Source organism: Achromobacter sp. F4_2707 (genome assembly GCF_047501535.1).
GTDB lineage: Bacteria > Pseudomonadota > Gammaproteobacteria > Burkholderiales > Burkholderiaceae_B > Yanghanlia.
On sequence record NZ_JAZDRJ010000009.1, the window covers coordinates 130,706 to 156,118 of the forward strand.

A 25,413-nucleotide genomic window follows, 5' to 3' on the forward strand; every position below is an offset into this window, starting at 1 on the left:
TAGAGATTTCTAATAATAACATTATGTAATAATTAGATACTTTATGTCATACGAGCCAAGGTGTGACGGAAGCGTCTGAGCGAGTAGGTAAAGAGCACCGCGCCAATCAGGAACAAGGCCAGAAACGAGGGCCAGACTGTTTCCAGCCCAGCACCGCGATAGAGCACGGCTTGGCTTAAGCTGACGAAATGGGTGGTCGGCGCCGCAAGCATAATGGTCTGAACCAGTTCCGGCATGCTTTCGCGCGGGGTCGAGCCGCCGGAAAGCAATTGCAGCGGCAGCAGCGTAAGAACCAGCAGCAGCCCAAATTGCGGCATGCTGCGGGCCACCGTGGCCAGGAAGATGCCCATGGATGTGGTGGCGAATAGGGAAAGCCCCACTCCTATAAAAAACAGCAGTAGCGACCCTTCTATGGGCACGCCCAAAGCGCCACGCACGACCAGCGTCATGGAAACCGTGGTGGCGATCAGCACCACCAGCCCCATCGACCAGACTTTGGCAATCATGATTTCGGTGGGGGTGACGGGCATGACCAGCAGGTGCTCGATAGTGCCGTGTTCGCGCTCTCGTATCAGTGCGGCCCCCGTCAGAATAATAGACAGCATCGTAATGGAGTTGACGATTTCCATGACGCTGCCGAACCAGGCGGGCTCCAGGGTTGGGTTGAAGCGCATACGCAAGGCTAGATCGACAGGAGGCGTTTGCGCGGCCCGGTGGCTGGCCACGAATTCACGCACTTCATCAGTGACGATTTTTTGAATGTATCCGCTGCCGGTAAAGGCTTGCGACATACGCGTGGCGTCGACATTCAACTGAAGTGACGGGGTGTCGCCAGCCAATGTGTCGCGTTGGAAACCAGACGGGATGGTGAGTGCGAAAGTGTATTCGCCTGCGTCCATGCCAGGGTCAATGTCCGCATGAGTGACCATGACTGGCGGTAAGAAGTGCGGCGGGTAGAAGGCGGATGTGACGCGAGTGGAAAGAGGAGATCGGTCTTCGTCCACGATCGCGATCACTGAGTTATGCAGCGTTTCAGGTATGGCGGTGGCGGCCGTATACAGCGCGACGGTGAACAGGTAGACAATCAGGATCAGCATCACGGGTTCTCGCCACAAGCTCCACAATTCCTTGACGCCCAGATTCCATATATTCAGTAGGTGCCGTTTCATCTCAGGCCTCCTGCTTTTTCAGCATCAGTATCGCCAGGCCCAGGATGACCGGCACAGCGATGATCAGCGGCCAGAAGTAGTCATGCAGTTCAGCCATGCCTAGCGCCTTGTTGAACACCCCGCGGCTAATCACGAACATATGGGTGGAAGGGTAGATTTCGCCAATCAAGCGGGCCCCGCCTTCCATGGCCGACACCGGGTTCATCAGCCCCGAATACTGTACGGCGGGTAGGAGCGTGCCTATCATGGTGAGAAAGAGTGCGGCAATCTGGCTGCGGGTCAGGGCGGAAAACAGCAGCCCAATCCCGGTGGAGCACACAACGTAAATAAAGGTTGCGGCGGTGAGCACAAGAAAACTGCCCGTCATGGGCACATCAAACAGGGTGACGGCCAACAGACACATGGCCAGATAGTTCACCATGGCAAGGCCGACGTAGGGAATCTGCTTGCCGATCAGAAACTCAGTTCGGGTTACAGGGGTTACGTACAGATTAGTGATAGAGCCCAACTCTTTTTCCCGCACGACCGAAAGCGCTGCGAGCATGGCAGGCAGCATCATCAACAACAAGGGGATGACCGCCGGCACCATGGCGGGCAGGCTGCGTACGTCGGGGTTGTAGCGGAAGCGGGTTTCAACATTGGGGGCGATGCTGGCGCCCACAATTTGAGGGAAGGTTTCTGCCAGCCAGTGGGTATGAATGCCTTCCACATAGCCGCGCAGCGTTTCCGCGCGCGAAGGCATGGCCCCATCCACCCACGCGCCAATCTGTGTGGGCGTGCCGCGTTTGATGTCCCGCCCAAAGCCCGGCGGTATTTCTATAGCCAGAGAAATTTCGCCACTGCGCATGCGGCGGTCCAGGTCGGCGTAGTCGGTAATGGGGGGCTTTTCCGTAAAGTAGCGTGAACCCGATAAACTGAGTGAATAACTGTGGCTGAGCGTGGTTTGGTCGCGGTCCAGCACTGCAAAGCTCAGGTCTTCGACATCCAGGCTGATACCGAAGCCAATTACCAGCATCAAAATCAAAGAACCCGCCAGAGCCAGCGTGGCTCGAATAGGGTCGCGGCGCAGCTCCAGCGACTCGCGCCAACAGTAGCTCAACAGCCGCCCCAAACTGAACGAGGGCGACTTAATGGGGTCTGTCCCGGTTTTGGTTTCCAAAACCGGGACAGACCCCGTTGGTGCGTCGCTTTCGCTGGCTTCAAGCAGGTAGCCGATAAAGGCGTCTTCCAGGTTGCGGGCGCCGCGTTTTTCCACCAAGGCTGCGGGGCGGTCGCTGTCGAGCACCTTGCCTGCGTGCATCATGGACATGCGGTCACAGCGTTCCGCTTCATTCATGAAGTGGGTGGAAATGAAAATGGTGACTTGGTCGCGCCGCGACAATTCCACCAGGTGGCGCCAGAAAGCGTCGCGGGCAACGGGGTCAACGCCTGAGGTGGGTTCATCCAGAATGAGGATTTCTGGCTTGTGCACCATGGCCACGGCCAGTGAAAGCCGCTGCCGTATGCCAAGGGGCAGTTTGGCAGGCAACTCGTCGCGTACATCGAGCAGGCCGAAGCGTTCCAACATGGTTTCAATGCGTTCGGCGCGGTGTTCCTGCGGTACGTGGAACAGGCGGGCATGCAGCAGCAGGTTCTGGTGAACCGTGAGCTCTCCATATAAAGAGAACGACTGCGACATATAGCCGACTCGGGCGCGGGTGGCCATGTCGTTTGGGTCCACTTCGCGGCCAAACAGCCAGGCCCGGCCTTCGGACGCGGGTAACAGGCCCGTTAGCATCTTCATGGTCGTGGTTTTGCCGCAGCCATTGGAGCCCAGAAAACCAAAGATCTCGCCGCGCCGGATGCGAAAGCTCACGTTATCCACGGCCACGAAGTCGCCAAAGCGCATTGTCAGGCCTTCGGCTTCAATGGCGATTTCGGCGTCGCTGTCGTCGACCAGCGGGGGAATCTCCACCGCACGGTGGCCGCGTTTTTGCTCTTCGGGCAGCAGGGCGATGAAGGCTTCTTCCAAAGAAGTGCTGGATGTGCGTTCCAACAGTTCCTGCGGGCTGCCGGTTGCCAAAACACGCCCTGCATCCATCGCAACCAGATGATCAAAACGCTGGGCCTCGTCCATATAGGCCGTGGCCACCAGCACACTCATGCCTTCGCGCTCACCGCGAATCCGGGCGATTAAATCCCAGAACTGGGCGCGGGCCAAAGGGTCAACCCCTGTGGTGGGTTCATCCAGTATCAGTAAATCAGGGTCGTGAATCAGGGCGCAGCATAGCCCCAGCTTCTGCTTCATACCCCCGGATAGCTTCCCCGCCGGGCGGGCAAGAAAGGGGTAAAGGTCGGTGCTGCGGGTCAGGGAGTCAATGCGGCGGCGCCGTTCCTGCGCATCGTGGCCGAACAGGCGCCCAAAGAATTGCAGGTTTTCTTCTATGGATAGGGTGGGGTAGAGATTCTTCCCTAAACCTTGTGGCATGTAGGCAATGCGCAGGCAGTTGGCGTTGCGCTCGCGCTTGCGCGACATGTCTCCACCCAGCACATGTATGCTGCCCTCCTGAATACGGCGAGCACCGGCAATCAAAGCCAGCAGGCTGGATTTACCCACCCCGTCGGGGCCGATCAGGCCGGTGGTGCAGCCCGCAGGAATGTCTAGTGATACGCCATCCAGTGCTACGGTTTTGCCATAGTGCAGACTGACGTCACGTAGTGTCGCCACAGACCCTGGAGAGGCTGAAGTCGGCCTGTGGGACGTGTGGTCTCCCGGACTGCTCATCGCTTGAGTTCCGTCGTTCAAAGGTCCGCCCCCTTACCCTTATTGCCCGATGTTCGGGGTCAGTTCCTCGGGCCAATCGGCCGTGTCATCCACTTTGACCCAGGTGATGCCGGGCAAACCGGTTTTGACGTATTCCAAATATTGCTCAAGCAAGGTGGGGGGAATGCGTGCACGCACACGGAACATCAGCTTTTGCCGCTCCGTAGCCGTTTCCACGGTTTTTGGGGTGAACTGCGCCGTGCTGGCAACAAAGCTGATTTCCGCTGGGATCACAAACTGTGGTGCAGTATCGAGAATGATGCGCGCCTCGCCGCCCAGCGCCAGGCGGCCCGCTTGTACTTCGGGCAGGAAAAACGTCATATAGACATCGGATAGATCCACCAGATTCAGCACTTTGCCCCCAGGGGCCAGCACCTCGCCCGCTTGAGCAATCAAAAACTGTACCCGTCCTGTTCGTGGTGCCCGCAAAATAGAGTCGGCAATATCGGCCTCAACGCGGGCCACCGTCGCCGCGGCTGCGCGTGCGCGGGATTCCGCGCCAATATGCTGGGCCTCGGCGGCCTGCACTGCCGCTTCGGCAGCAACAACCTGGGCACGGGCAGCCGTCAGGGCGGCTTCTGCACCCAAGGCACCTGTACGGTCGTCATCTAATTGCTGGCGGGAAGTAGCCCCCTGGCCCGCCAGAGACTGCGAACGCTTCAGGCGCTGATTGGCAGCATCCAGCTCAGCCTGGCGCTGCATGACAAGGGCTTGCGCTGCCGCCACATCGCTTTGGCGCAGAGCGATCTGTGCCTTGGCCGCCGCCACGGCATGCTCTGCTTCTTGGCGAGACGCCTCCGCCTCTGCCAATTGGGCTTCCAGCGTCGTGACCTGCATCCGGGCCAGCGCCTGCCCCTCTTGTACGAAATCGCCTTCTTTTACAAGGATTTCTTCAATACGGCCTGCCAACTTGGTGGCTACATCGACTTCGGTAGCTTCGATTCGCCCGTTACCACTGGCAAAACCCGGCCCGGGGCCGTTTTCTTGTATGCCCTGCCAGCCGTACCAGCCCAGCAGAGCCAGCGCCAACAGCGCGATAACAATCAAATAAACCTTGGATTTCTTATGCTTCGTGGCCATGCGACTGCCTTGGAAATTGGAACGAGGATGAAGCGCAGCCCCTGCGCCTCGCGGCTTCCAGTATATCCGCAGGACGTTACAGAGTAGGAGGGCGTACTGCCCCAAGGAAATGCGCAAACGGCAGCGGAACGGGCGACTGACTTTTTATCAAAAAGTAAAAATATGTTCTTAATTAACAATTGTTTATTGTCGAAAAAGAGTGATAAACAGTTGGTTGATGTATCATTTCATCAAAAAATCCATAATTTCAGTATGGTTTTTGTCTGGCCCGCGCGCGCCTGTTCCATTCTTCCAGGGAAAACCCAGTGGGAATGGCGTTGTCAGGTGTTTTTGTCGCTCTCGGTGCCTCTATTGAATCGTTATATCGTTGAGACCCTTATGACTCTCCGCCATCGCCGCCGCCCCTCAGCTCCCGTTACCGCCACGCGTTCCGCCCCTCAGGGGGCCACGGCCATCAATCCGGCCGCCAAGGCCGCCGCCTTCGCGCCGCGCCTGTCGCGCCTGGCGCTGGAAACCCGGATTCTGTTCGATGGCGCCGCAGCCGTCGCCGCTGACGGCGCAGGCGAAGACCCCTTCTTCGACGCCCAACCGCAATCGCAGCAGGATGACGACAAGCAGCAGGACAACCCGCTGTTTGATCAGGGCGGCGATTATGTGATGGCGGATGGGGAGGGGCAGGCCGGGCTGAATGGGCAGGAGGATGACAATATCATCGAAGATCCACTGGATGCGGGAGATAGCGACGCATCGGGTGATGTGGTGGCCGCAGGTGATGGTGTTGGCGCGCCCGAGGCTCCGGTGGGGGAGGCGCTGAAGGAAGAGGGTGAAGGTGGCGACCTCAATGGAGGCTTCCAGCCTTTTTCTATGACGCCAATGAGTACGGGCGACGTCAATATCACGGTGACATTGGCAAATGAGGATCCGCTCCAAGTCTCGGAACCCAGTGACCTTAATGAGGAAGGTGCGCATGTCGTCGACTTGACCGGTTGGGTTTTGAGTGGTGACGACGGTACCTACACTGTTACGGTAAAGGTGCAAGAAGAGTCCGGCATTACCGGGCCGTCGGGCAGCATCATAGAGGAATCTGGTTTTACAGGCACCTTTACAGGCACTAAAGCTGAAATTCAAAGTTGGTTGAATAGCTTGAGCTTCCAGGCCAATGACATAGAGCTTGGCAGTGCCGCGCGCACCGTGACAATTGCAGTGATGGCAGGTGAGCAAGAGCTCGCCACTCGCGAGGTTGTTATCACTCCTAGCAACGACCCAGTCAAGGTGGTGCGCAACCCCGAAGATGAGGGCGTTACGTTAACGATCAATGAAGGTCGTGATGAAAATGGCAACTTCACTGCTCCACAGGTATTGAAGTGGGAAATCAACGACCCTGAGGTTGAAGCCGGGGCGCAGATAGCAGAACAGATTGTTTACAACTTGCAAGAGGCCCCCGAACACGGATATTTAACATTGAATGGTGGGCGCCTGGGGGTAGGCTCAATCTTCACTCACGAAGATGTGGAGAGCGGGCGCGTTAAGTACGTTCATGAAAAAACCGGTGCGGATCAGAACACACCCGACACATTCAAGCTACGCGTAAATGATGGCGCTACACCAATCGGTGACTCGGATGTCGTTGAATTTACCCTGGAATTCACGCCTATTAATCAGCTCCCCACAGTATCGGGCGGCGGCGTGGTTTATGAACACCAACCCACCAATGCGAAAGATACCGGCAGCGTAGGGTCGTATATCCAAGGGAATACAGGTGGCGATCCAGGTGATGATCTGAATGATGCGCTTGTACAGCTTACGAGTTTGAGTGAGGACGATAAGGGTGGGACATTATGGTTTACTGGTACTGCCCTTATAGATGGTGATGAGCAATACATTGATCGTGCCCTTACAGCAAGCGACCTGAGCGGTGCCGGCTTCTTCTTCAAATATGCAAGCCGTGAAGGGTTGCGTTATGAGCACGATGGTAGGGAAGGTGATCATTCAGATTCATTCAAAGTAAAAATCTTTGACGGCGGTGGCGAGGGTGATAGCAGTGAGGAAGCCACTATTACTCTGGAAATCCGTCCTATTGATGATGACCCGGTATTGGGCTACGAGGACGGGAATGGAGTCATCCAAGAGCCTACCCTTGAAGCAACAGTGCTAGCAGGCGAAGTAGGGGACCCTGTTGACACCAACGCCGTCACATTGACCAAGGAAGTGATCAGTGCCACTGACGTTGACACACCGCCTGAGCGCCTGAGTTTCGTGGTGGATTACAGCGCTAGCGATATGGAGCATGGTCAGTTGCAGTTGAAGGTGGGGGGCACGTGGTGGAACCTGCCTAGCGGCAGCTCCTTCACCATGAGGGATGTGGAAGAAGGTAATGTGCGCTATGTGCAATATGACAGTGCTGATGATGCTGCAGAAACAGATACCTTCTTCTTCCGTGTTATCGATAACACCACGGCGATGCGTTGGGATAATAACGGCGACCCTTATGACCGCATAGGCGGTATTTATGTTGACCCTGAAATTCAGGGTTCAGAGCTTGATCGTCATGAATTCGTAATTAATCTGAAAGAATTTACCGGGACGGGTACTGGTGCTGAGCCTCTGAAGAATCTTAATCGCGATGCCACCGAGGAAGCCCTGAATGCAGGTAAGCCTACTGTTGAAGTGTCAACAACGGTGGCGGGCGAAGTCAAGGAAGGCGAGAGTATTCAGATATGGGGCAGCAAGTCAGATGATGAAGCCGAGGAACGCCCGTATATCAGCTATGAAATCACCGGAATCGAAAAGGACCAGATTACCTATACCTTTATGGGTTTTGATGCCGATAAAGGCCACCCCGACGCAGGTTATCTGACGAAGGGTAGTGTAACACTTAACAAATACGACACCTTCACACAAGCAGATCTGGATGCTGGTTTAATAAGGTTCGTGCATCATGGCGGCGAGAAATTCTTTACTAGTGCCTTGTTTAACGTATCAGCTGGCACTACGGAGCTGGTGAATGATGAGATTGTTCAGCAAGTATGGAATCAAAAGCTGGACTTCTACATAACACCTGTGAATGATGCGCCGGTAGTAACTGGTTCCGACAGCCAGGTGATCAAAGAAGGCGAAACAGTCTACATCACTCCGGATATTCTTAACGTATCAGACCCTGATGATGATACCAGTCTGGTACCTGATTATACCGCTCCTGATATAGATAGTAATGAAACTATCGACGAAAGCCACAACTATGCTGTTGATCACGATGACTCGAAACCCTTGACATTCAAAGTGCAAGACTTGCCGGAAAACGGCGGAGTACTTGAGTATTGGAATGGTTCTGGCTGGGTACCAGTAACAGCGGAAACGGTTCTTAATGCCAATCTCTTGAAGGGTGGCCCTGAAGGCTATGCATCCGGTCTGCGTTTCGTGCACGATGGCTCAGAAGTACGTGAATTCAAGTTTGGCGTGGTGGCCACGGACAGGTGGGGTCAGGACTCTGGAGATGCTGCTGAAGTAAGAATCCAGATTACAAACGTCAACGATGCGCCGTTGATTCCGAAGACTCCAGGCGATACAACAACCAAGGCAGGCGAAGACCCTAATCAGATTGGCGATGATATCAAGAACAAAGCCATCACCGTATACGAAGGTGGCAAGCAAGGCATCACTATAGAGTTTTTACAAGCATACGATTCCGACAGCACCGAGAAACAAGTTCAATACACCATTACAGAAGCGACAAAATATGGTGATCTGATGCTTAATGGCGCCAAGCTGGGCGCCGGTTCATCCTTCACGCAGAAAGACATTACCGACGGGAAACTGAGCTACGTACACCGTGGCGGTGAGGAGAATGCCGCTAGTGAGAATTACGACGATCACTTCAAGTTCACCTTGTCCGACGGTGACCTGGAGCAGACAGGCAACGAATTCTGGATTCATGTTCGGCCTACAAACGACGCGCCAACCGTGGAAGTGCCCACCGGCCCGATCAAACCAGATGATCTTGGCGTAAACGTAATTAATGGCATTAAGGTTGATGATCCTGATCTGAAGGATATCGACACTGTTCACGAAAAAGACTTCGTCCAAGTTACGGTAAGGCTGAAGGATGGGGTCGGTACGGTTCAGACAACGGGTTTTACGTTTGAACCAAATAACCCTGCCGCAGGTGTGCTTATTTCGAACGAGGATGGCCTGCTGGTTCTGCAGGGTACTCGCGAGCAAGTCAATAATGCGCTGGACGGCTTGAAAGTCGAGTTTTCTGAGGACAAAAACCTAAAATATACCCTGGAAATCATTGCTGATGACCGTTTGCGTAACACCGATGGCAGCCTGAAAGTTGATGGTGGCGGTAATCAAACTGCTAATGGCGGTGATAAGAACCAACCAGAACAACCGGGTGGTGCGCTTGGTGAGATCAATTTCAATGAGTATGAATGGACCACGGAGTCTGTACCCACAGATCATGGGAATATCACTTCCAAGACAATAGAAATCTGGTCTTCATTAGAGAATGATCCGCCTGTTCTGGAGGTGCCATCAGACATCATCAAGGTTTATGAGGATGTTCTTTCGCATATAGATCTTGGCACATCCTTTGAGTTAAGCGATGTGGAATCTGCAGCATTTGATACACCTGTGACTCTGACCATCACCCTTAAAGGCGATGCCTCTGTGTCTGAATTTGGGAAACTGCAGATCAGCAATGCGAACTTACCTTCGGGTTCTATTGGTGGTGTCACCATTATCGGGCAAGGAGGCGCTTCTCTGGCACTGGTAGGCAAAGCTTCGGATATCGAAGCTTTGTTGAAAGCCAGCGGCAACTCGGGCGGCCTTTACTACACTTCGCCTGGGGACGTTAACCACGACTTGAATGGCGAGGATGGTACCAATGGTGATATCACCATTAACTTTTCTCTGGATGATAATGTCGGAAGTACGTCCGGAAGCGGCTCTGACCTTGGAAAGGAGCCAGAGGAAGGAAGCCGCGAAGAGAAGGCGGTCCACCTGAAGATCGTTGCTGTTAACGACGCGCCTACCGTTACAGCGCCTACCGGTGAAGATTCTGGAATCCTGACCATTGATTCTGCGGACTGGACGCCTGCGGGAGATTTCAGGCTGGCGGATGTGGATGCGAATGATGGCTATGCGACAGGTGAGAAGGACGGAATTATTCAGGTGACCGTCCGGGTGCTTGGCGCTGATGGCACTCCGTTAAACTTGGAGGCTTATGGCACATCAGGCATCAGCTTCCAATCAACGACGGCTGACCACGGCGCTGAAAGCGACGGCACTCTTAATGGCAGCAATAGCGCCCTGCGCATCTATGGCACGCTGGAACAGGTGCAGGCGTATTTGGACGGTTTGCAGGTGCGGTTTGCCAACGCGATGCAATCAAATCTGGACGGCGGTTTCAAACTGGAAGTCATCGTTGATGACCGTTTGTACGAAAAAAATGGTGCTGACTGGGTTCTGACAAAGGGTGGTGATGGCAAGCCACTGGCCAATGGCGGTGCTGTAAACCAGAACGGTACGGCTACGCCGCAGGAAATCTCTGACAAGCAGAGCCTCAACGTCTATACCGACAAGGTTGCGGGCTACGATGTTTTCAATATCGACAATGCCACGCGCGACCTCTTCATTTCCTCCATCAATGACCCGGCGGAAATCGGTATTGGCGGTGTCTATGACGCAGATATAAAAACGCTGAGCGCCGTTGAAACAGGCGATACAAAGACGGTCACGCTTACCGGCCTGACTATCGCCGACTCGGATGCGCAGCCCAATGACATATTGGACATCACCATTGCTGTGCCGGAAGGCTTTACCTTTGCAACCCCTCCCGAAAATAGCCCCGTGAGTGGTGATGGTAAAACCATCACCCTGAGCGGAACCCTGACGCAGATCAATGGCTGGATGTCCAGCGTTACCATTAACCTTCCCGACACGGATGCTCCTGGCGCAGGCGCTCGGGAACAGGATTGGAACGGTTCCTTTGATTTCACTGTCACCGTCAATGATCGGGGCAATACGGGTGTAACGCCAGAAACAGCACCAGATGGTAAAAATGGCAACGGCTTCACGATTGGGGTATATGACGGCAAACCGGCCATTGTCACGACGCGTACGTTGACGTTCACAGTCGCCCCCACCAACGATGCGCCGCTAGTCACGCTGCCTGAAGGCAAGACAGAAGCAAAAGAAACCCTTGCTCCTGTGGACGAGGATTTCAGCAATACCGCCGCGCCGACGCCAGGCACTACACCTACCGTTGAGACCCTGTTCAGTAAGTATTTCGATGACAGTCGCGATGCCATCAATAACAACAGCAATGGCGATATAGGAGCCGTAGACGGTACGGACTCCGATAGTTTCTGGGGCGTGGCTGTGATTGGCAACGCCGCTGATACGGATAATCAGGGTAAATGGCAGTACTGGAATGGCACAAGTTGGGCCGACATTCCCACAACAGTGGGCGATGGTACAGCCTTGCTGTTGAGCAAGGATACAGCCATCCAGTTCCTTCCCAGTAAGGATTGGAACGGCACCCCTGGTGAGCTGACTGTGCGCTTGGTGGAAGACAACACCAATAACGACACTACATCCACAACGACAACGATGACTTCCGGCACGACCGTGAACATCACCTCGGGTGGCGGCTTCGGTGGCACCAGCCTTTACAGCGAGGTCACGGTGAAGCTGGCTACGTCCGTGACCGCGATCAATGACGCACCCACGATCAAGCCGGGTGTCACCATTCCCGCTATTCCCGTGATCGAAGATGCCACTGCGCCGGAGGGGAACAAGGTAAACGATCTTTTTGGTTCGAGCTTCGAGGATGTCACTGATACAGTGGCAGGCGGTTCCAGCAGCAACGAATTCGCTGGCGTGGCGATTGTCGGCGTGGATAGCTCGAATGGCACTTGGCAATATGACGATGGAACGGGTTGGAAAAACCTCCCGACCGATATTGCCGAAGGTAATGCTTTCATCCTGAAGCCCACCGATGAACTTCGTTTTATACCGAATCCTGATTACAACGGCACGCCCGATGCGTCCGTATCCGTGCGCCTGATAGATAATTCAGTGGCTGTGCCGGATTCTGGTACAAGCGTTGACTTAACTGGCGACAAATCAGGGGGAACCACGCCGTATAGCGAACAATCCGTAAAGTTGACGGTGACGGTCGAGCCTGTAAACGACGCACCCACCTTGACTGTCGGGGGCAAGACTGAAGGTATTGAAGTCACACCTGCGGAAACGGAGGGTACGACCGGTGACGCCTTCGAGGTGTCTCTGCTTGAAGACACCGTGGTTGTCACTGACATTGACTTGTCCACCACGAGTAACCTTGGCAATGACGTCTTCGGCGATGGGGAAATTACCGTACAACTGACCGGCTTCATTACCGGAGATGTGCTGCGTCTGGCTTCGATGCCTGGTATGGATGGTCAAGCATCTTACGATGATGCTTCAGGCAAGCTGACCATCAATCTGCTACCCACCGCCACTATTACGGAAGTGCAGAACATCCTTTCCGCCATCAAGTACGCGCACACCACTCAAGACCCCACCAATATCAAGGGAGAGGACGGCACTCCGGTTCCCAGGGACTCGCTGACCTTCACCGTAACGCTCAGCGATGGCAATAACCAGCAAAGTGGCGGTCACGCCGGCGGCCCTAAACCGTTGAGCGCCGAGGTTAGTGGCACCATCAACCTGATCGCGGATAACGACCCACCTGTTGCCGTCCATGACGCCAACTCGCTGACCAATCTGCAAAATTCAGTGACGGGTAACCTGATTTTTGGAACAGGTAAAAATGGCGGTGGTACTGATATAACGCCAAACACTCCGGACAGCGACCCGGATACACCGACCGACCAGTTGAAAATCATCAACATAGAAGTCAAAACACCGGGGCATGGGAATACCACGCCTTCTCGCCCCATCGCGGGCGATGGCGGCGATGTCAAGATTAACGGCAAGTACGGCACCCTGACTATTCACCCGGACGGCACTTACACCTATGAACTGGATCACGACAACGAGGACGTGTTCAGCCATACGTCGGGTACCTTGACGGAAACCTTCGAGTACACCCTGACTGACAGGGAGAACCCTGGGGATGACGATAAGGTCAGGGCCAACTTGGTGATCACCATCAACGGAGCAACGCCGTCAGCGCCCACCATCACACCGAAGGATGGCAATGCTGCGGGTGACGCCGACGGCCACAATACCGTTTACGAAAAGGGTCTGCCCACCGGCAGCGTTGGCGATAACAGCCATAGTGTTGATGGCGTCATCGACCTCAAGACGGATTCCGGCCTTGTTTCGGTAGCGATTACCGGCAAGGATGGCACTACGCTTGAACTGACACTGGCTCAGCTGAAAGGAGCGACTCCCGCTTCGCCTATTGAGATCGTGACTGAGCACGGTACCCTGAAGATTACCGGGCTTAATGTTATCGGCGGTACAGAGAACAGCCCTCGCACAGCAGAGGTGCTTTACACCTATACCCTGAATGAGGCTGTCGAGAATGCGGTTCCGGGCAACGCGGGTGATGAAAATCACACCGATTCAATCGCCCTCAGTGTGAAACAAAATGGGGACCTGACAGGTTCTGGCACGCTGAACATATTTATTGTTGACGACGCCCCCACCGCCAACAATGACTCGAACACGATGACTGTTCAGCAGCCGAATGTGGCAGGCAATGTATTCGACAACGACACCATAGGCGCGGATGGCTACCCCAGCGGTGACCCTGCCGTTAAGAACCCTGTAACAGGCGTTACGGGCGGGGATCCGCAGGGGGACGGCAGCTGGAAAGTGACCGGCGAATACGGCGAGCTGCATATTCACCGCGACGGCAGCTACACCTATACGCCAGATAAAGATAAGTTGGCAAACGACCGTGCCACAGATTCGTGGGAAGAAAACTTCAACTACACCATTACCGACGCCGATGACGACCCGGCCACGGCCAAGCTGACCATCACCATTACCAATGAGGCGCCGGTAGCGAACCCGGATAACCACAGGGTGACGCCGGATACCCCGGCTACGGGCAATATCCTGACCAATGATAACGACCCGGACGGGCCTGACAAGGACCTCAAGATAACCGGTTTCGAATTTGAAGTCCCTGGTTTGGATGAGGATGGTAATCCAACAACGAAGACTGTTAGCGGAAATCCGGGTGATGAGATTGACATTGATGGTGTCGGCAAGATCACCATCAATAAAGACGGAAGCTACCTATTCATACCTGAGGATGGCTGGCAAGGTACTGTGCCGCCCATCACATACACGGTGGAAGATCCTTACGGCGCTACCAGCACATCCACGCTGACCATCACGGTTGCGCCGGATCCTGTGCCTGCGCCACCGCCAACGGATGATTTCTTCCGCCATCCGGAACCGCCGCCTCCGGGCACTCCCGTAGTGGGCGGCCCGCCGCCTCTGATCAGAGGTACTACCCCGCCTTCCTTCGGTTTGTACAACACGCCTACGGGCGAGGTGCGCAGCCCGGTAACGGGCGATCAGGTGCGTGATGTCAGCGTGTTCTTCGATGGCTCGGTATACAACAAGGTTCCGCGCGTGCCGCTGCCTTTCCACCCCATCGTCTATGTGAACCGCGAGGTGCAGGCGGCGCAGGATGAACGCGCCGAGACGGATGCCCGTTCAATGAGCAACACCTTCTGGTCGCAGCCTGGCATGGTGGGCAGCAGTTCCATTGGCGCGGGCCTGGGGCAGGACCCCAACCTGTTCGTGGAACATGCCGTGCGCATGGCGCAGCGTGGCGGTGACATGATTGACAACCTGGTGCTGGGCCGCCTGGGGCGTGTTGGCCTGGGAGCCGATGGCGCGCTGCCTGTGCCGGATCTTTCCGAGCCGGTCATGCGCGGCGTGGCGCCCGCAGTCCAGCCGCCTGCCGCCCAGCCGCCAGCTGAGCCTGCCGCGAACGAGGCGCCTGAAAACACCTCAGCACAGGACGAGGTCGCTCAGGGGGTGTCATCCGCCTTCATGGAAGCCGATGAATTGGCTGCCGAGGACGACGCCGCGCTGCAGCTCAGCCATGCCGCGCCTTCGTTCAGCGAACAGCTGCGAGGGGGTAGCGGGCGCCTGCCGGTGGTACTGCAGGCACCAAAGGATCTGTCTTGATGGCGGCCCTGCCATAGCAGCCGTGAACCCCTGGTTTTTCAGATTCGTGGCGGAATGGCCCTGGCATTGATGCCGGGGCCCGCCTCTTAAACCCGATTTTCAATTATCAGATAAGAATCAACTCCCATGTCCGTCATTTTGCCGAAATCCCTCAATCGCCCGAAAACCCCTGTGCGCCTGCTGGCGGTATCTGCCGTTGCGCTGGTGCTGGCCGGTTGCGGCACTGTTCAGCCTGTTCCTTTTACCGAGGATGAGCTCAAGGAGCGCATGGCGGAAGACCGCCTGCAGATGTACGCGGATCAGGAACCGATCACAGCGCCTATCAGCTTCCATGAGGCCACGGCGCGCGCCCTGAAATACAACCTGGATTACAAGCTCAAGCTGATGGAAACGGCGCTTTCCCGCAGCCTGCACGATGTCTCCAAGTTCGAAATGCTGCCCGCTGTGGTGGCAAGCGCGGGTTACGTCAGCCGTAATAACGATTCCGGCGGCCGTTCCATCGGTATCGAAGACCGTATTGAATCCCTGCGCCCCTCTACCTCGCAAGAGCGCGACCGCACCCTGGCCGATCTGACCTTTTCCTGGAACGTGCTGGATTTTGGCGTTTCCTACTACCGCGCCCAGCAGAAGGCCGACCAGGTGCTGATGGCGGAAGAGCGTCGCCGCAAGGTGGTTCAGAACGTGATGCAGGACGTGCGCAACAGTTACTGGCGCGCGCTGGGCGCCCAGAAGCTGCTGGGCCGCGTGGATAACCTGCTGGCGCGCGTGAATACCGCGCTTGAGCGGGCCCGCGAGATTGAGGACCAGGGCCTGATGCCGCGCCAGGAAGTGCTGGCTTACCAGCGCGCGCTGCTGGACGCCGTCAACCTGCTGACACTGCGCCGCCAGGATCTTGAACTGGCCCGCGCCGAGCTGAGCGCGCTGATGTCCATCGCGCCGGGCACGCCTTACACCCTGGCCGATGAAAATGAACTGCCTCTGCCGCCTGTGCCCGCCAATGTCGAGGCGCTGGAAACCATGGCCCTGGAGCGCCGCCCCGAGATCATGGAAGAGTGGTACCGCAAGCGCGTGACGGAAAACGACATCAAGGCCGCCAAGCTGCTGCTGTGGCCCAACCTGAACCTGGATGCGGGTATCCATTACGATTCCAACACGTACAACTACAACTCCAGCTGGGTGGATACCGGCCTGCGCCTGTCGTGGAATATTCTGAAGCTGACGCAATGGCCGTCGCTGAAGCGCGCTCATAAGTACCAGAACGAGACTGACGACATGCGCCGCATGGCGCTTTCCATGGCGGTGCTGACCCAGGTGCGTGTGGGCCTGCAGCGTTATGATCTCGCCTTGTCCGAGCTGGATTTCGCCAAGGAAAGCCTGCGCGTTGACCAGCAGCTGCTGAAATTCGCCGAAGCCGCCAGCCAGAGCCGCTTCCAGTCTGAACTGGAAGTGATTCGCGCCGAAGCCCGCGCGCTGCTGGCTGAGTACCAGCGCTACGCTTCGTATTCCAACGCCCAGGCGGCCTGGGGCCGGTTGTACAATTCGGTGGGCCTGGATGTTCTGCCTGAAGCCGTGGAAGACCACGATGTGCAGACCATTGCCAAGGCCATTGCCGACACTACCAACCAGTGGCAGCAGGAAGTGTTTGGCGTGACAGCGCAGGCTGCGGGCCAGCCCATTACGGCCACGCCGGTTTCGGTGTCGTTCCCGGCCAGCACACCGGCTGAACAGCTTGAGCAGTCTGCAATGCAGATCAGCCTGAGGGAAACCTCCGGCCGATAGGGCCGGAGTTCTTCGTAACCATTCATCACTATGCACGCAATCACTCATCCACAACCAGGCGGGAACAAGGCAGCGGGCCCGGCGCGGGCGTTGGCAGCAGTTGCCGCGCTGGCGCTGAGCCTGGGAATGACAGGCGCTGCGGTGGCGCAGTCGGCCGATGCGGGCGGCGTGCCGCCCATGCCGGAACTGCCGCCCGTGCCCGCCATGCCGGTGGTGCCGCAAACGCCGCAGCCTGTGCCGCAAGCGCCCTTGCTGGCTCCCATTACGGAAGACCCGAACGCGATCCGCGTACTGCTCAGCCCCGAACTCGAAACCACGCTGGCGGCGCAGATGGTGGGGCGCATAGTGGAACTGCAGGCGAGGCTGGGTTCGGAAGTCAAGGAAGGCCAGCCGCTGGTGAGCTTTGACTGCAATGAATGGGATGCGCGCCTGAAAATGGCGCGCGCTGAAAATTCCGCCGCCCGCGAAACGCTGGGCGTCAAGCAGCGCCTGCACAAGTTGCAGGCGGCGGGCGATCTGGAAGTTTCCATGGCGCGCGCCGAAGTCCACAAAAGCGCTGCCGCCATAGAAGTCGCCCAGGCCCAGTTGGCGCATTGCGTGGTGAAAGCGCCCTTTGATGGCAAGGTGGTGAAGGTTCACGTCAAGCCGCACCAGGGCGTGAATATCGGCGCGCCTTTGGTAGAGCTGGTAAGCGATGGGCCTTTGAAGCTGCGCCTGAATGTGCCTTCGCGCCTGCTGCGCCAGGTGCAGGTGGGTACGCCTATCGAAGTCGATATCATGGAAACCGGCAACAGCTATGTGGCGCGGGTTTCAGCGGTGAATGCGCGGGTGGATGCCGTGGCGCAAACCATCGAACTTGAAGCCACGCTGGATGACGTATCGGCGGAACTGCTGCCCGGCATGAGCGGCGTGGCCCGCCTGCCTGAAGCGCGTACGGGAGACTGAACCCAAGGTGAGTGCAAAGCTTTCCGATATGCTGGAAACGCTGGAAGCGCGGGCCCGGGAGGCAGAAAGCCTGCCCGGGCTCGCTTTTTCCATTGCGAATGAGTCTTACGGCCTGTTGGGTTTCCGGCAGGCGCTGGTATTGCGCGGCGATGCCCGCGCCCGCCTGCTGGCGGTATCGGGCCTGGCCAAGCCCACGGAAGACAGCCCCTACATGGTGTGGCTGCGGCGCGTGTGGGCCTGGCTGCATCCGCAACTGGAAGGCAAGGCGGCCTGGTTCGAGCCTGAACCGGGCGCGGAAATGCCGGAAATGGTGCGCGAGGGCTGGGGTGAGTGGTGGACACAAGGTGTCTACGTCCTGCCGCTGCGCGGCCGTTCGGGCGAAGTCCTGGCCTGGGTGGTTTTCCTGCTGGAAGCCGCGCCCAAGGATTGGCAGGAACGTTCGCTCAAGCGCCTGGCGGGCACCTGGGGCTATTGCTGGGGCGTGTTGTCGGGGGCCTCGCAGCGCAGCTGGCGCAGCCGTATCCGCAAATGGTTCCGGCCCATGCGCCTGCCGCTGCTGGTGGGGGTGGTGCTGCTGGCTTTCCTGCCGGTGCGCCAGACGGTGCTGGCCCCGGCTGAAGTCGTATCCCTGGATGCCCAGGTGGTGGCCGCCCCGCTGGATGGTGTGATCAAGGCCGTTCATGTGCGGCCCAACCAGGTGGTCAAGGCGGGCGAGCCGCTGTTTTCCCTGGATGACACCACCTTGCGCAACCGCTATGAAGTGGCGCGGGAATCGGTTGCGGTGGCCGATGCGGAACTCATCGCAGCGACTCAGAAAGCGTTCTACGACCCGGCTTCCCAGGCTGAACTGGCTTTGCTGACTGGCCGCGCTCATGAACGCCGCGCCGAACTGGCCGCCGTTTTGGCCCAGCTGGAGCGGGTGAGGGTGGCGGCTGAGAAAGACGGCATTGCCGTGTTTGGCGACCCGGACGACTGGCTGGGCAGGCCGGTCAGCACCGGCGAACGCATCATGCTGCTAGCCAACCCCGACGAACCCGGCATGCTGATCCACCTTCCGGTGGCCGATGCGATCGGGCTGGACCCGGGCGCCCAGGTCAAATTCTTTCTGACTGTGCGGCCGCTGGAGCCGCTGGAAGGCAGCGTGATTGAAACCAGCTATCAGGCGGTGGACTCGCCCGATGGCATTGCCAGCTACCGCCTGCGCGCCGTGTTTGCGCAAGGCGAGGGCGGCGATGCCCGCATCGGCCTGCGCGGCACGGCCAAGCTGTATGGCGAGCAAGTGCGCCTGGGCTATTACCTGATGCGCCGCCCGCTGGCCACGCTGCGCGAGTGGACGGGATGGTAGACCCGGAAAAACCGCGGGCCGCCGCAGCCGGGGAAGAAGGTGGCGCGGCGCCAGAGAGAAAGGCCGTGCGCGCGCGGCCCAGAAGGGTGGTGGCCAAAGTCTCGGTGAATACCGTGAAGCGGCCTGCGCCCGCCGCGCTACAGCAAAAGGATGCAGAACAGGCTGGCGTGGCGACATCGGCTTTGGCGGCAGCGCTTTCACAGCTGGAATCCACCCCGAAAGCGGCGGGAAAAACGCCACGCCGAACCGTGGGCAGGCAAGCTCCCGCCCAGCCCAAGGGCCTGCCGCTGCGCGAAGACCTGCGCCTGTACGAGGCCGGGCCATCTCGCGAAGGCGAGCCTGTGTGGGTGATACAGGACCCGGTCAGCAACCGCTTCTACAGCATTGGCTGGATGGAATACGAATGTCTGCTGCGCTGGCCGGGCGACCCGGCCCGCATTGCGGCGGATATTTCCCGCGCCACGCCCATGGTGGTGAGCGCGGAACTCGTTCAGGAATTTGCACAGTTTCTGGAACAAAACCGCTTGCTGCGACCCAGCGCCGAAGGGTTGGATAAATTGCGCCAACAGGCCAATGCACCCGGCTGGCGGGAGTGGAAGTGGTGGCTGAAAAATTACCTGTTCGTGCGTGTGCCTCTGGTGCGCCCGGACCGGGCGCTCAACCGCATGCTGCCCTGGGTGGAGCCGCTGTTTACCCGTACGGCGCTGTTTCTGTTGATTTGCGCCAGCTTGCTGGGGGTAGCGCTGGTGGTTCGACAGTGGGACGTTTTCACTCATAGTGTGATGGATCTCGTGAGCCCCAAAGGTATTGTGGGCTTTGCGTTGGCGCTGGTACTGTCCAAAACCTTGCATGAAATGGGGCATGCGCTGGTGGCGACCCGGCAAGGGCTCAGGGTGGCCCACATGGGTGTGGCATTTGTGGTCATGTGGCCCATGCTGTATACGGATACGGGGGAATCCTGGCGGCTGCGCACGCATAAGCAGCGGCTGGCGATTTCCGTCGCCGGGGTGAGCACGGAACTGGCGCTGGCGGGGCTGGCAACCTTGGCATGGGCACTGTTGGATGATGGCGCACTGCGCCAGGCCATGCTCTATTTGGCCACGACAGGCTGGGTGTTGTCCTTGGCCTTGAATGTCAGCCCTTTCATGCGTTTCGACGGCTACTTTATTCTGTCGGACATCCTCAATTTTCCGAATCTTCACGAACGGGCTGGTGCAACGGCCCGCGTGGCACTGCGTCGCGGTCTGTTGGGTCTGCCCGATGCTTACCCAGAACCGTTCCATCCCCGCACGCGACGCAGCTTGACCCTGTTTGCCTATGCCACCTGGTTGTATCGCTTCACGGTTTTCATGACCATCGCATGGGCGGTCTACACCTTCTTTTTCAAGGTGCTGGGCATTTTCCTGATGATTGTGGAAATCATCTGGTTTATTTTTCGTCCCGTCTGGAGCGAGCTTGTCGTGTGGAAAAAACGTTGGCCCGAGGTGCGGGCGCTGCGCCGCTGGAGCATGTATCTGCTTGCTGTCGCCATTCTTGTGCTGCTGGCCATGCCATGGAAATTCGACATCAAGGCGCCCGCCGTGGCGCAACCGGCCCGTCAGCAGGATGTCTACGCCCCCGTTCCCGCCCGTATCGCCGCCATCCGCGAACCAGGCCAAGTGCGCGGCGGCGACGAGCTGCTGCGCTTTGAAGCGCCCGACCTGCAAAGCCGCCGCGACGGCATTGAGGCGAGTGTCGCTGCATTGGCGCATCGTTTGCAGGGTTTGATGGCAGACGAGCTGGGCGCCACGCGGCGTCAGGCCCTGGTGCGGCAGCACCGCGAACAATTGGCTGAACTGGCGGCCCTGCGGGAAGAAGAGGCACGGCTGCGGGTGGTGGCTGAATTCGATGGCCTCTGGACAGATGTCGATACTATGTTAAGCCCTGGCGCCTGGGTGGATGTCAAGACATCGCTGGGCGCCCTGATCGACCCTTCGGCGTGGGTGGTGGACGCCTATGTGGAACAACGCGATGTGGCGCGTTTCCAGCCGGGTGCGCCTGCACGTTTTTACCCGCAAGGCCAGTCAGGGGCCATCGAGGCTGAAGTCGAGTTTGTCGATACCACTCGCAGCCAGCGTCTGGCTCACGCCATGCTGGACGGTCGCCGGGGCGGGCCAGTGCCCACTCAGGAAGCCGCGCAGGCCGAAGGTGTCCCTGTTGAAGCGTTGTACCGCGTGCGCCTGCGCTTGGCCGGGGCCCCGGCTTCCGGCAGGGAAGGGCGCGGCCGTGTACGCATAGAAGGCGAGCCCCGCAGCCTGTTGTGGGACGGCACCCAATGGCTGGTTGGAGTTCTTGTGCGTGAAAGCGGCTTCTGAGCTTGCCGGGAGCCCGCCTTTGCCGTTTAGCGAGGGCAGGCCGGCAATGCCTGAGGAAGCGGCCAACAAAAAACGGCCAACAAAAAAACCCAGCTAAATCGCCTGACTTAGCTGGGTTTTCTGGATACTGCGTTTGCAGCTTAAAGCGGTGGTGCCCAGGAGAGGACTCGAACCTCCACACCTTGCGGCACTAGTACCTGAAACTAGCGCGTCTACCAATTCCGCCACCTGGGCTTGTTTTAGGCCAGCATTAAAACGCCTGCCTGAAAACTTGAAGAAGTGAAATATACAAAATAAAACGATGTTCGTCAAGGCGGTGGTGCCCAGGAGAGGACTCGAACCTCCACACCTTGCGGCACTAGTACCTGAAACTAGCGCGTCTACCAATTCCGCCACCTGGGCTTAGCGTGTATGCTATGGACTTGCCGAACAGCGTTACGAAATTCACTTCTGAAGTTTCGTACTGCACTTCCGAGGAAGTTGCGAAGTATAGCGCGGTTTTAAAAGAAACGGAAACCCCCTTTGAGCAAACGATCAAAAAAAAGCAATAACGTGGAAATCATCGCCGGTGCGATGGATCTCCCACCTGATTTTGACCCCGATGTCCCCAGCCGCGAAACCATCATGCAGCAATTAAGGGGCTTTGGTAAACCCATGGCCCTTGAAGCTCTGGCTCGCGCGGTGGGGGCCGGTGTGCCGCTTTCTGTGGGTTTTGAGCGACGCTTACGCGCCATGGAACGCGACGGCCAGATATTTATCAATCGCCAAGGCAAGGTACAGCTCAATACCAAGCTGGAATTCATCGCAGGAAAAGTCCAAGGCCACCGCGACGGCTTCGGTTTCCTGTTGCGCGAGGACGGCGGCCCGGATCTCTTCTTGCCGCAACGCGAAATGCTTAAGGTGCTGCATGGCGACCGGGTGCTGGCAAAAATCGAAGGCGAGTATCGCGGCAAACTGGAAGGCACAATTGTTGAAGTGCTCGAACGCCGCACCAATAGTTTGGTGGGGCGCTTCCTGCGCGAACGCGGCGCCTGCATCGTGGTGCCTGAAGATCAGCGCATCAAACGCGACATTCTGATTCCCGTTCAAGAAATCAACGGTGCCGAGCACGGCCAAGTCGTGACTGTCGAAATCATCCAACAGCCTACGCGCCACACCCAGCCTTTGGGGCGGGTGGTGGAAGTGCTGGGGGAAATCGACGATCCGGGCATGGAGATCGAAATCGCTGTACGCAAGTTCGGTGTGCCACATGAATTTTCAGAAGGCGCCCAGGCTCAGGCCGCCCGGCTGCCCGACACCGTCCAGCCAGCGGAAATCAAAGGCAGAATCGATTTGCGCGATGTGCCCTTCATCACCATTGATGGTGAAGACGCTCGCGACTTCGACGATGCCGTCTTCTGCATGCCGGTCAATCTGGGCACTGAAAAGCGGCGGCGCGCCGGCTGGCGCCTTTTGGTTGCCATTGCCGATGTCAGTCATTATGTGCGCCCTGGCGATGCGATCGACGCAGATGCGCTGGAACGCGGCACCAGTGTGTATTTTCCAAGGCGGGTTATTCCCATGCTGCCGGAAGCGCTGTCTAACGGCATTTGCTCGCTGAACCCAGACGCCGACCGCCTGGTGCTGGTGTGCGACATGGTGATCGCGGGAAGTGGTCAGAAGGCCGGGCAGATCACCGCGTATCAGTTCTACGAGGCAGTCATTCATTCCCATGCGCGCTGTACGTACACGCAAGTGTGGGAATCCTTGCAGCAGCCGAATGGGCCGGCAGCGAACGCCATGGGCGATCTTCTGCCTCATGTGCGCGATCTCCACGAGCTTTATCAGTTGTTTGCAGCGGCCCGCGTCAAGCGTGGCGCCATTGATTTCGACACGGTCGAAACCCGCATTGTCTGCACGCCCCTGGGCCGTATTGAGCGCATTGAAGCCACTGTGCGTAATGATGCCCACAAGCTGATTGAAGAATGCATGCTGGCGGCCAATACCTGTGCAGCAGAATTCATGACGCGCAATAAGCGCCATGGGCTGTACCGGGTACACGAAGGCCCTACGCCTGAAAAGCTGCAAACGCTGCGCGCGTATTTGAATACGGTGGGTTTGTCTCTCGACGGCGGGGATGATCCCTCCACGGAAGATTACGCCCGTCTGGTGCTGCAGGCGCGAGGGCGGCCCGATTACGAAATCATCCAGACCATGTGCTTGCGTTCCTTGCAGCAGGCGATTTACAGCCCCGAACAGTCCGGCCATTTTGGTTTGTCCTACGAGCACTACGCTCACTTTACCTCGCCCATCCGCCGCTACCCAGATCTCCTCACCCACCGTGTCATCAAAGGCATTCTGGCGGGCAAGCGCTACGTGCCCAAGGTAGACGACGTCGCCGCAGCCATGGTGTTGCCGGGCGATAACCCCGAAGAGGCTGCCTGGGAAAAACTCGGCCTGGTCTTATCGGCGGCGGAACGCCGCGCCGACGACGCATCGCGCGATGTCGAGGCCTGGCTCAAATGCTGGTTCATCAAGGAGCACGTGGGCGAAGTCTTCAGTGGCAGGGTCACTGGTGTGGTGCCATTCGGCTTGTTCATTACCCTGGACACCTTGTTCGTCGAAGGGATGGTGCATGTGTCCGAGTTGGGTTCCGATTACTTCCAGTACAACGAGTCGGCGCACGAACTGCGCGGCGAGCGCACAGGCATGCGCTATCGCCTCACCGATTCCGTGCAGGTGCAAGTGGCCCGGGTCGATCTTGAAGCGCGTCGTATCGAATTTCGGCTCGTTAAGGGTACAAGCTTTAAATCGTTGTTGGCTTCCGGCCAGCCCGAGGCGCCACGCCGCGTGAAAAAAGCCGCTTCTGCCAAGCCGGAAGCGCTCAAAGGTACAACGGCCAGTCAGCGCCGCGCTGAGGCTAAACGCAGTGCGCGTAAGGCGGCATCCAGTACAAGCAAAAAGTCCGGCGGCACCCGGCGTTAAAATGCCTTGTTGGGGGAAGCTTTGGGCTTCCCTGCACGACCCACTTCGAGGAAATCATGTCGTCACAGGTATTGGCCGGTTTTCACGCCGTCATCGCGCGTTTGCGTCATGCGCCGGAAACCATCAAAGAACTTTATTTCGATGAATCGCGGCGCGATAAACGCATCCTGAATCTGATCGAGCAGGCCAAAGCGGCAGGCGTAAAGCCGCGAACCGTGCCTGCTGCGCGGTTGGATGGTATGTCCGGCGGTATGCGACACCAAGGTGTGGTGGCGCTTGCTCAGGCCCATGTACTGGCGGTGGATGTTGACGAAGTGCTGGACGAACTTGAAGATAAGGGCGAACCGGCCTTGCTATTGCTACTGGATGGCGTGACCGACCCGCACAACCTGGGCGCTTGCTTGCGCACCGCCGATGCGGCGGGCGTTCACGCGGTGATTGCCCCACGCGACAAGGCGGTGGGGCTCAATGCCACAGTGCGCCGTGTGGCTTGTGGTGCGGCGGAAACCGTGCCCTACATCATGGTTACCAACCTTGCACGCACCATGCGTGCACTGAAAGAGCGCGATGTCTGGCTGGTAGGCACGGACGATGAAGCGCCTGCCGGTTTGCATCAGGTCGATGGGCGGCGCAGCATGGGGTGGGTGATGGGAGCGGAAGGCGAGGGCATGCGCCGCCTGACTCGCGAAACCTGCGATGAGCTCGTCAATATACCCATGTTGGGTTCGGTAGAAAGTTTAAATGTCAGCGTCGCTAGTGCTGTGTGCCTGTATGAAACCGTCAGGCAACGGATGGCGGCTAAAGGTTAAT

The 25,413-nt window shown here is 57.8% G+C and carries 10 protein-coding genes and 2 tRNA genes; 7 read left to right on the plus strand and 5 right to left on the minus strand.

The features are described 5' to 3' along the window. Window positions 1–41 precede the first annotated feature (41 nt). Genes VRY85_RS10480 through VRY85_RS10490 form a run of 3 tightly spaced genes read right to left on the minus strand, consistent with a single transcriptional unit; the run spans window position 42 to window position 5,052 of the window. The gene (locus VRY85_RS10480) at window positions 42–1,169 is read right to left on the minus strand and encodes an ABC transporter permease (RefSeq protein WP_414598540.1); all 1,128 of its coding nucleotides are present in this window, start codon (window positions 1,167–1,169) and stop codon (window positions 42–44) included. Window position 1,170: 1 nt separating this feature from the next. Continuing rightward, complete coding sequence (gene rbbA, locus VRY85_RS10485) at window positions 1,171–3,933, minus strand: ribosome-associated ATPase/putative transporter RbbA (RefSeq protein WP_414598541.1); 2,763 nt, start codon at window positions 3,931–3,933, stop codon at window positions 1,171–1,173. Between the two features lie 39 nt (window positions 3,934–3,972). After that, window positions 3,973–5,052, minus strand: coding sequence for an HlyD family secretion protein (locus tag VRY85_RS10490; RefSeq protein ID WP_414598542.1), 1,080 nt, complete (start codon window positions 5,050–5,052; stop codon window positions 3,973–3,975). Between the two features lie 162 nt (window positions 5,053–5,214). Between VRY85_RS10490 and VRY85_RS10495 the strand changes: the two genes are divergently transcribed. The 5 genes from VRY85_RS10495 (at window position 5,215) to VRY85_RS10515 (ending at window position 21,639) form a co-directional block, all read left to right on the plus strand. After that, window positions 5,215–15,216, plus strand: a complete 10,002-nt coding sequence (locus VRY85_RS10495; protein ID WP_414598543.1) for a cadherin-like domain-containing protein — start codon at window positions 5,215–5,217, stop codon at window positions 15,214–15,216. A gap of 126 nt (window positions 15,217–15,342) precedes the next feature. Further along, a complete protein-coding gene (locus tag VRY85_RS10500) occupies window positions 15,343–16,995 on the plus strand; it encodes a TolC family protein (RefSeq protein WP_414598544.1) in 1,653 nt (550 codons plus the stop codon). 30 nt (window positions 16,996–17,025) lie between these two features. Then, window positions 17,026–17,940: an efflux RND transporter periplasmic adaptor subunit gene (locus VRY85_RS10505; protein ID WP_414598545.1), complete on the plus strand. Its 915-nt coding sequence runs from the start codon at window positions 17,026–17,028 to the stop codon at window positions 17,938–17,940. Window positions 17,941–17,947: 7 nt separating this feature from the next. Continuing rightward, window positions 17,948–19,285, plus strand: coding sequence for an efflux RND transporter periplasmic adaptor subunit (locus VRY85_RS10510; RefSeq protein ID WP_414598546.1), 1,338 nt, complete (start codon window positions 17,948–17,950; stop codon window positions 19,283–19,285). After that, on the plus strand, window positions 19,279–21,639 hold the full coding sequence (locus VRY85_RS10515; protein WP_414598573.1) for a site-2 protease family protein: 2,361 nt from the start codon (window positions 19,279–19,281) through the stop codon (window positions 21,637–21,639). The genes VRY85_RS10510 and VRY85_RS10515 overlap by 7 nt, the downstream gene beginning before the upstream one ends. A 149-nt stretch (window positions 21,640–21,788) precedes the next feature. Here VRY85_RS10515 and VRY85_RS10520 read toward each other — a convergent pair. Next, window positions 21,789–21,873 (minus strand) — tRNA-Leu (locus VRY85_RS10520). Between the two features lie 83 nt (window positions 21,874–21,956). Then, a tRNA-Leu gene (locus tag VRY85_RS10525) sits at window positions 21,957–22,041 on the minus strand. A gap of 120 nt (window positions 22,042–22,161) precedes the next feature. Here VRY85_RS10525 and rnr point away from each other — a divergent pair. After that, the gene (gene rnr, locus VRY85_RS10530; RefSeq protein ID WP_414598547.1) at window positions 22,162–24,603 is read left to right on the plus strand and encodes a ribonuclease R; all 2,442 of its coding nucleotides are present in this window, start codon (window positions 22,162–22,164) and stop codon (window positions 24,601–24,603) included. 53 nt (window positions 24,604–24,656) lie between these two features. Continuing rightward, window positions 24,657–25,412, plus strand: a complete 756-nt coding sequence (rlmB, locus tag VRY85_RS10535; protein ID WP_414598574.1) for a 23S rRNA (guanosine(2251)-2'-O)-methyltransferase RlmB — start codon at window positions 24,657–24,659, stop codon at window positions 25,410–25,412. Window position 25,413: the final 1 nt, after the last annotated feature.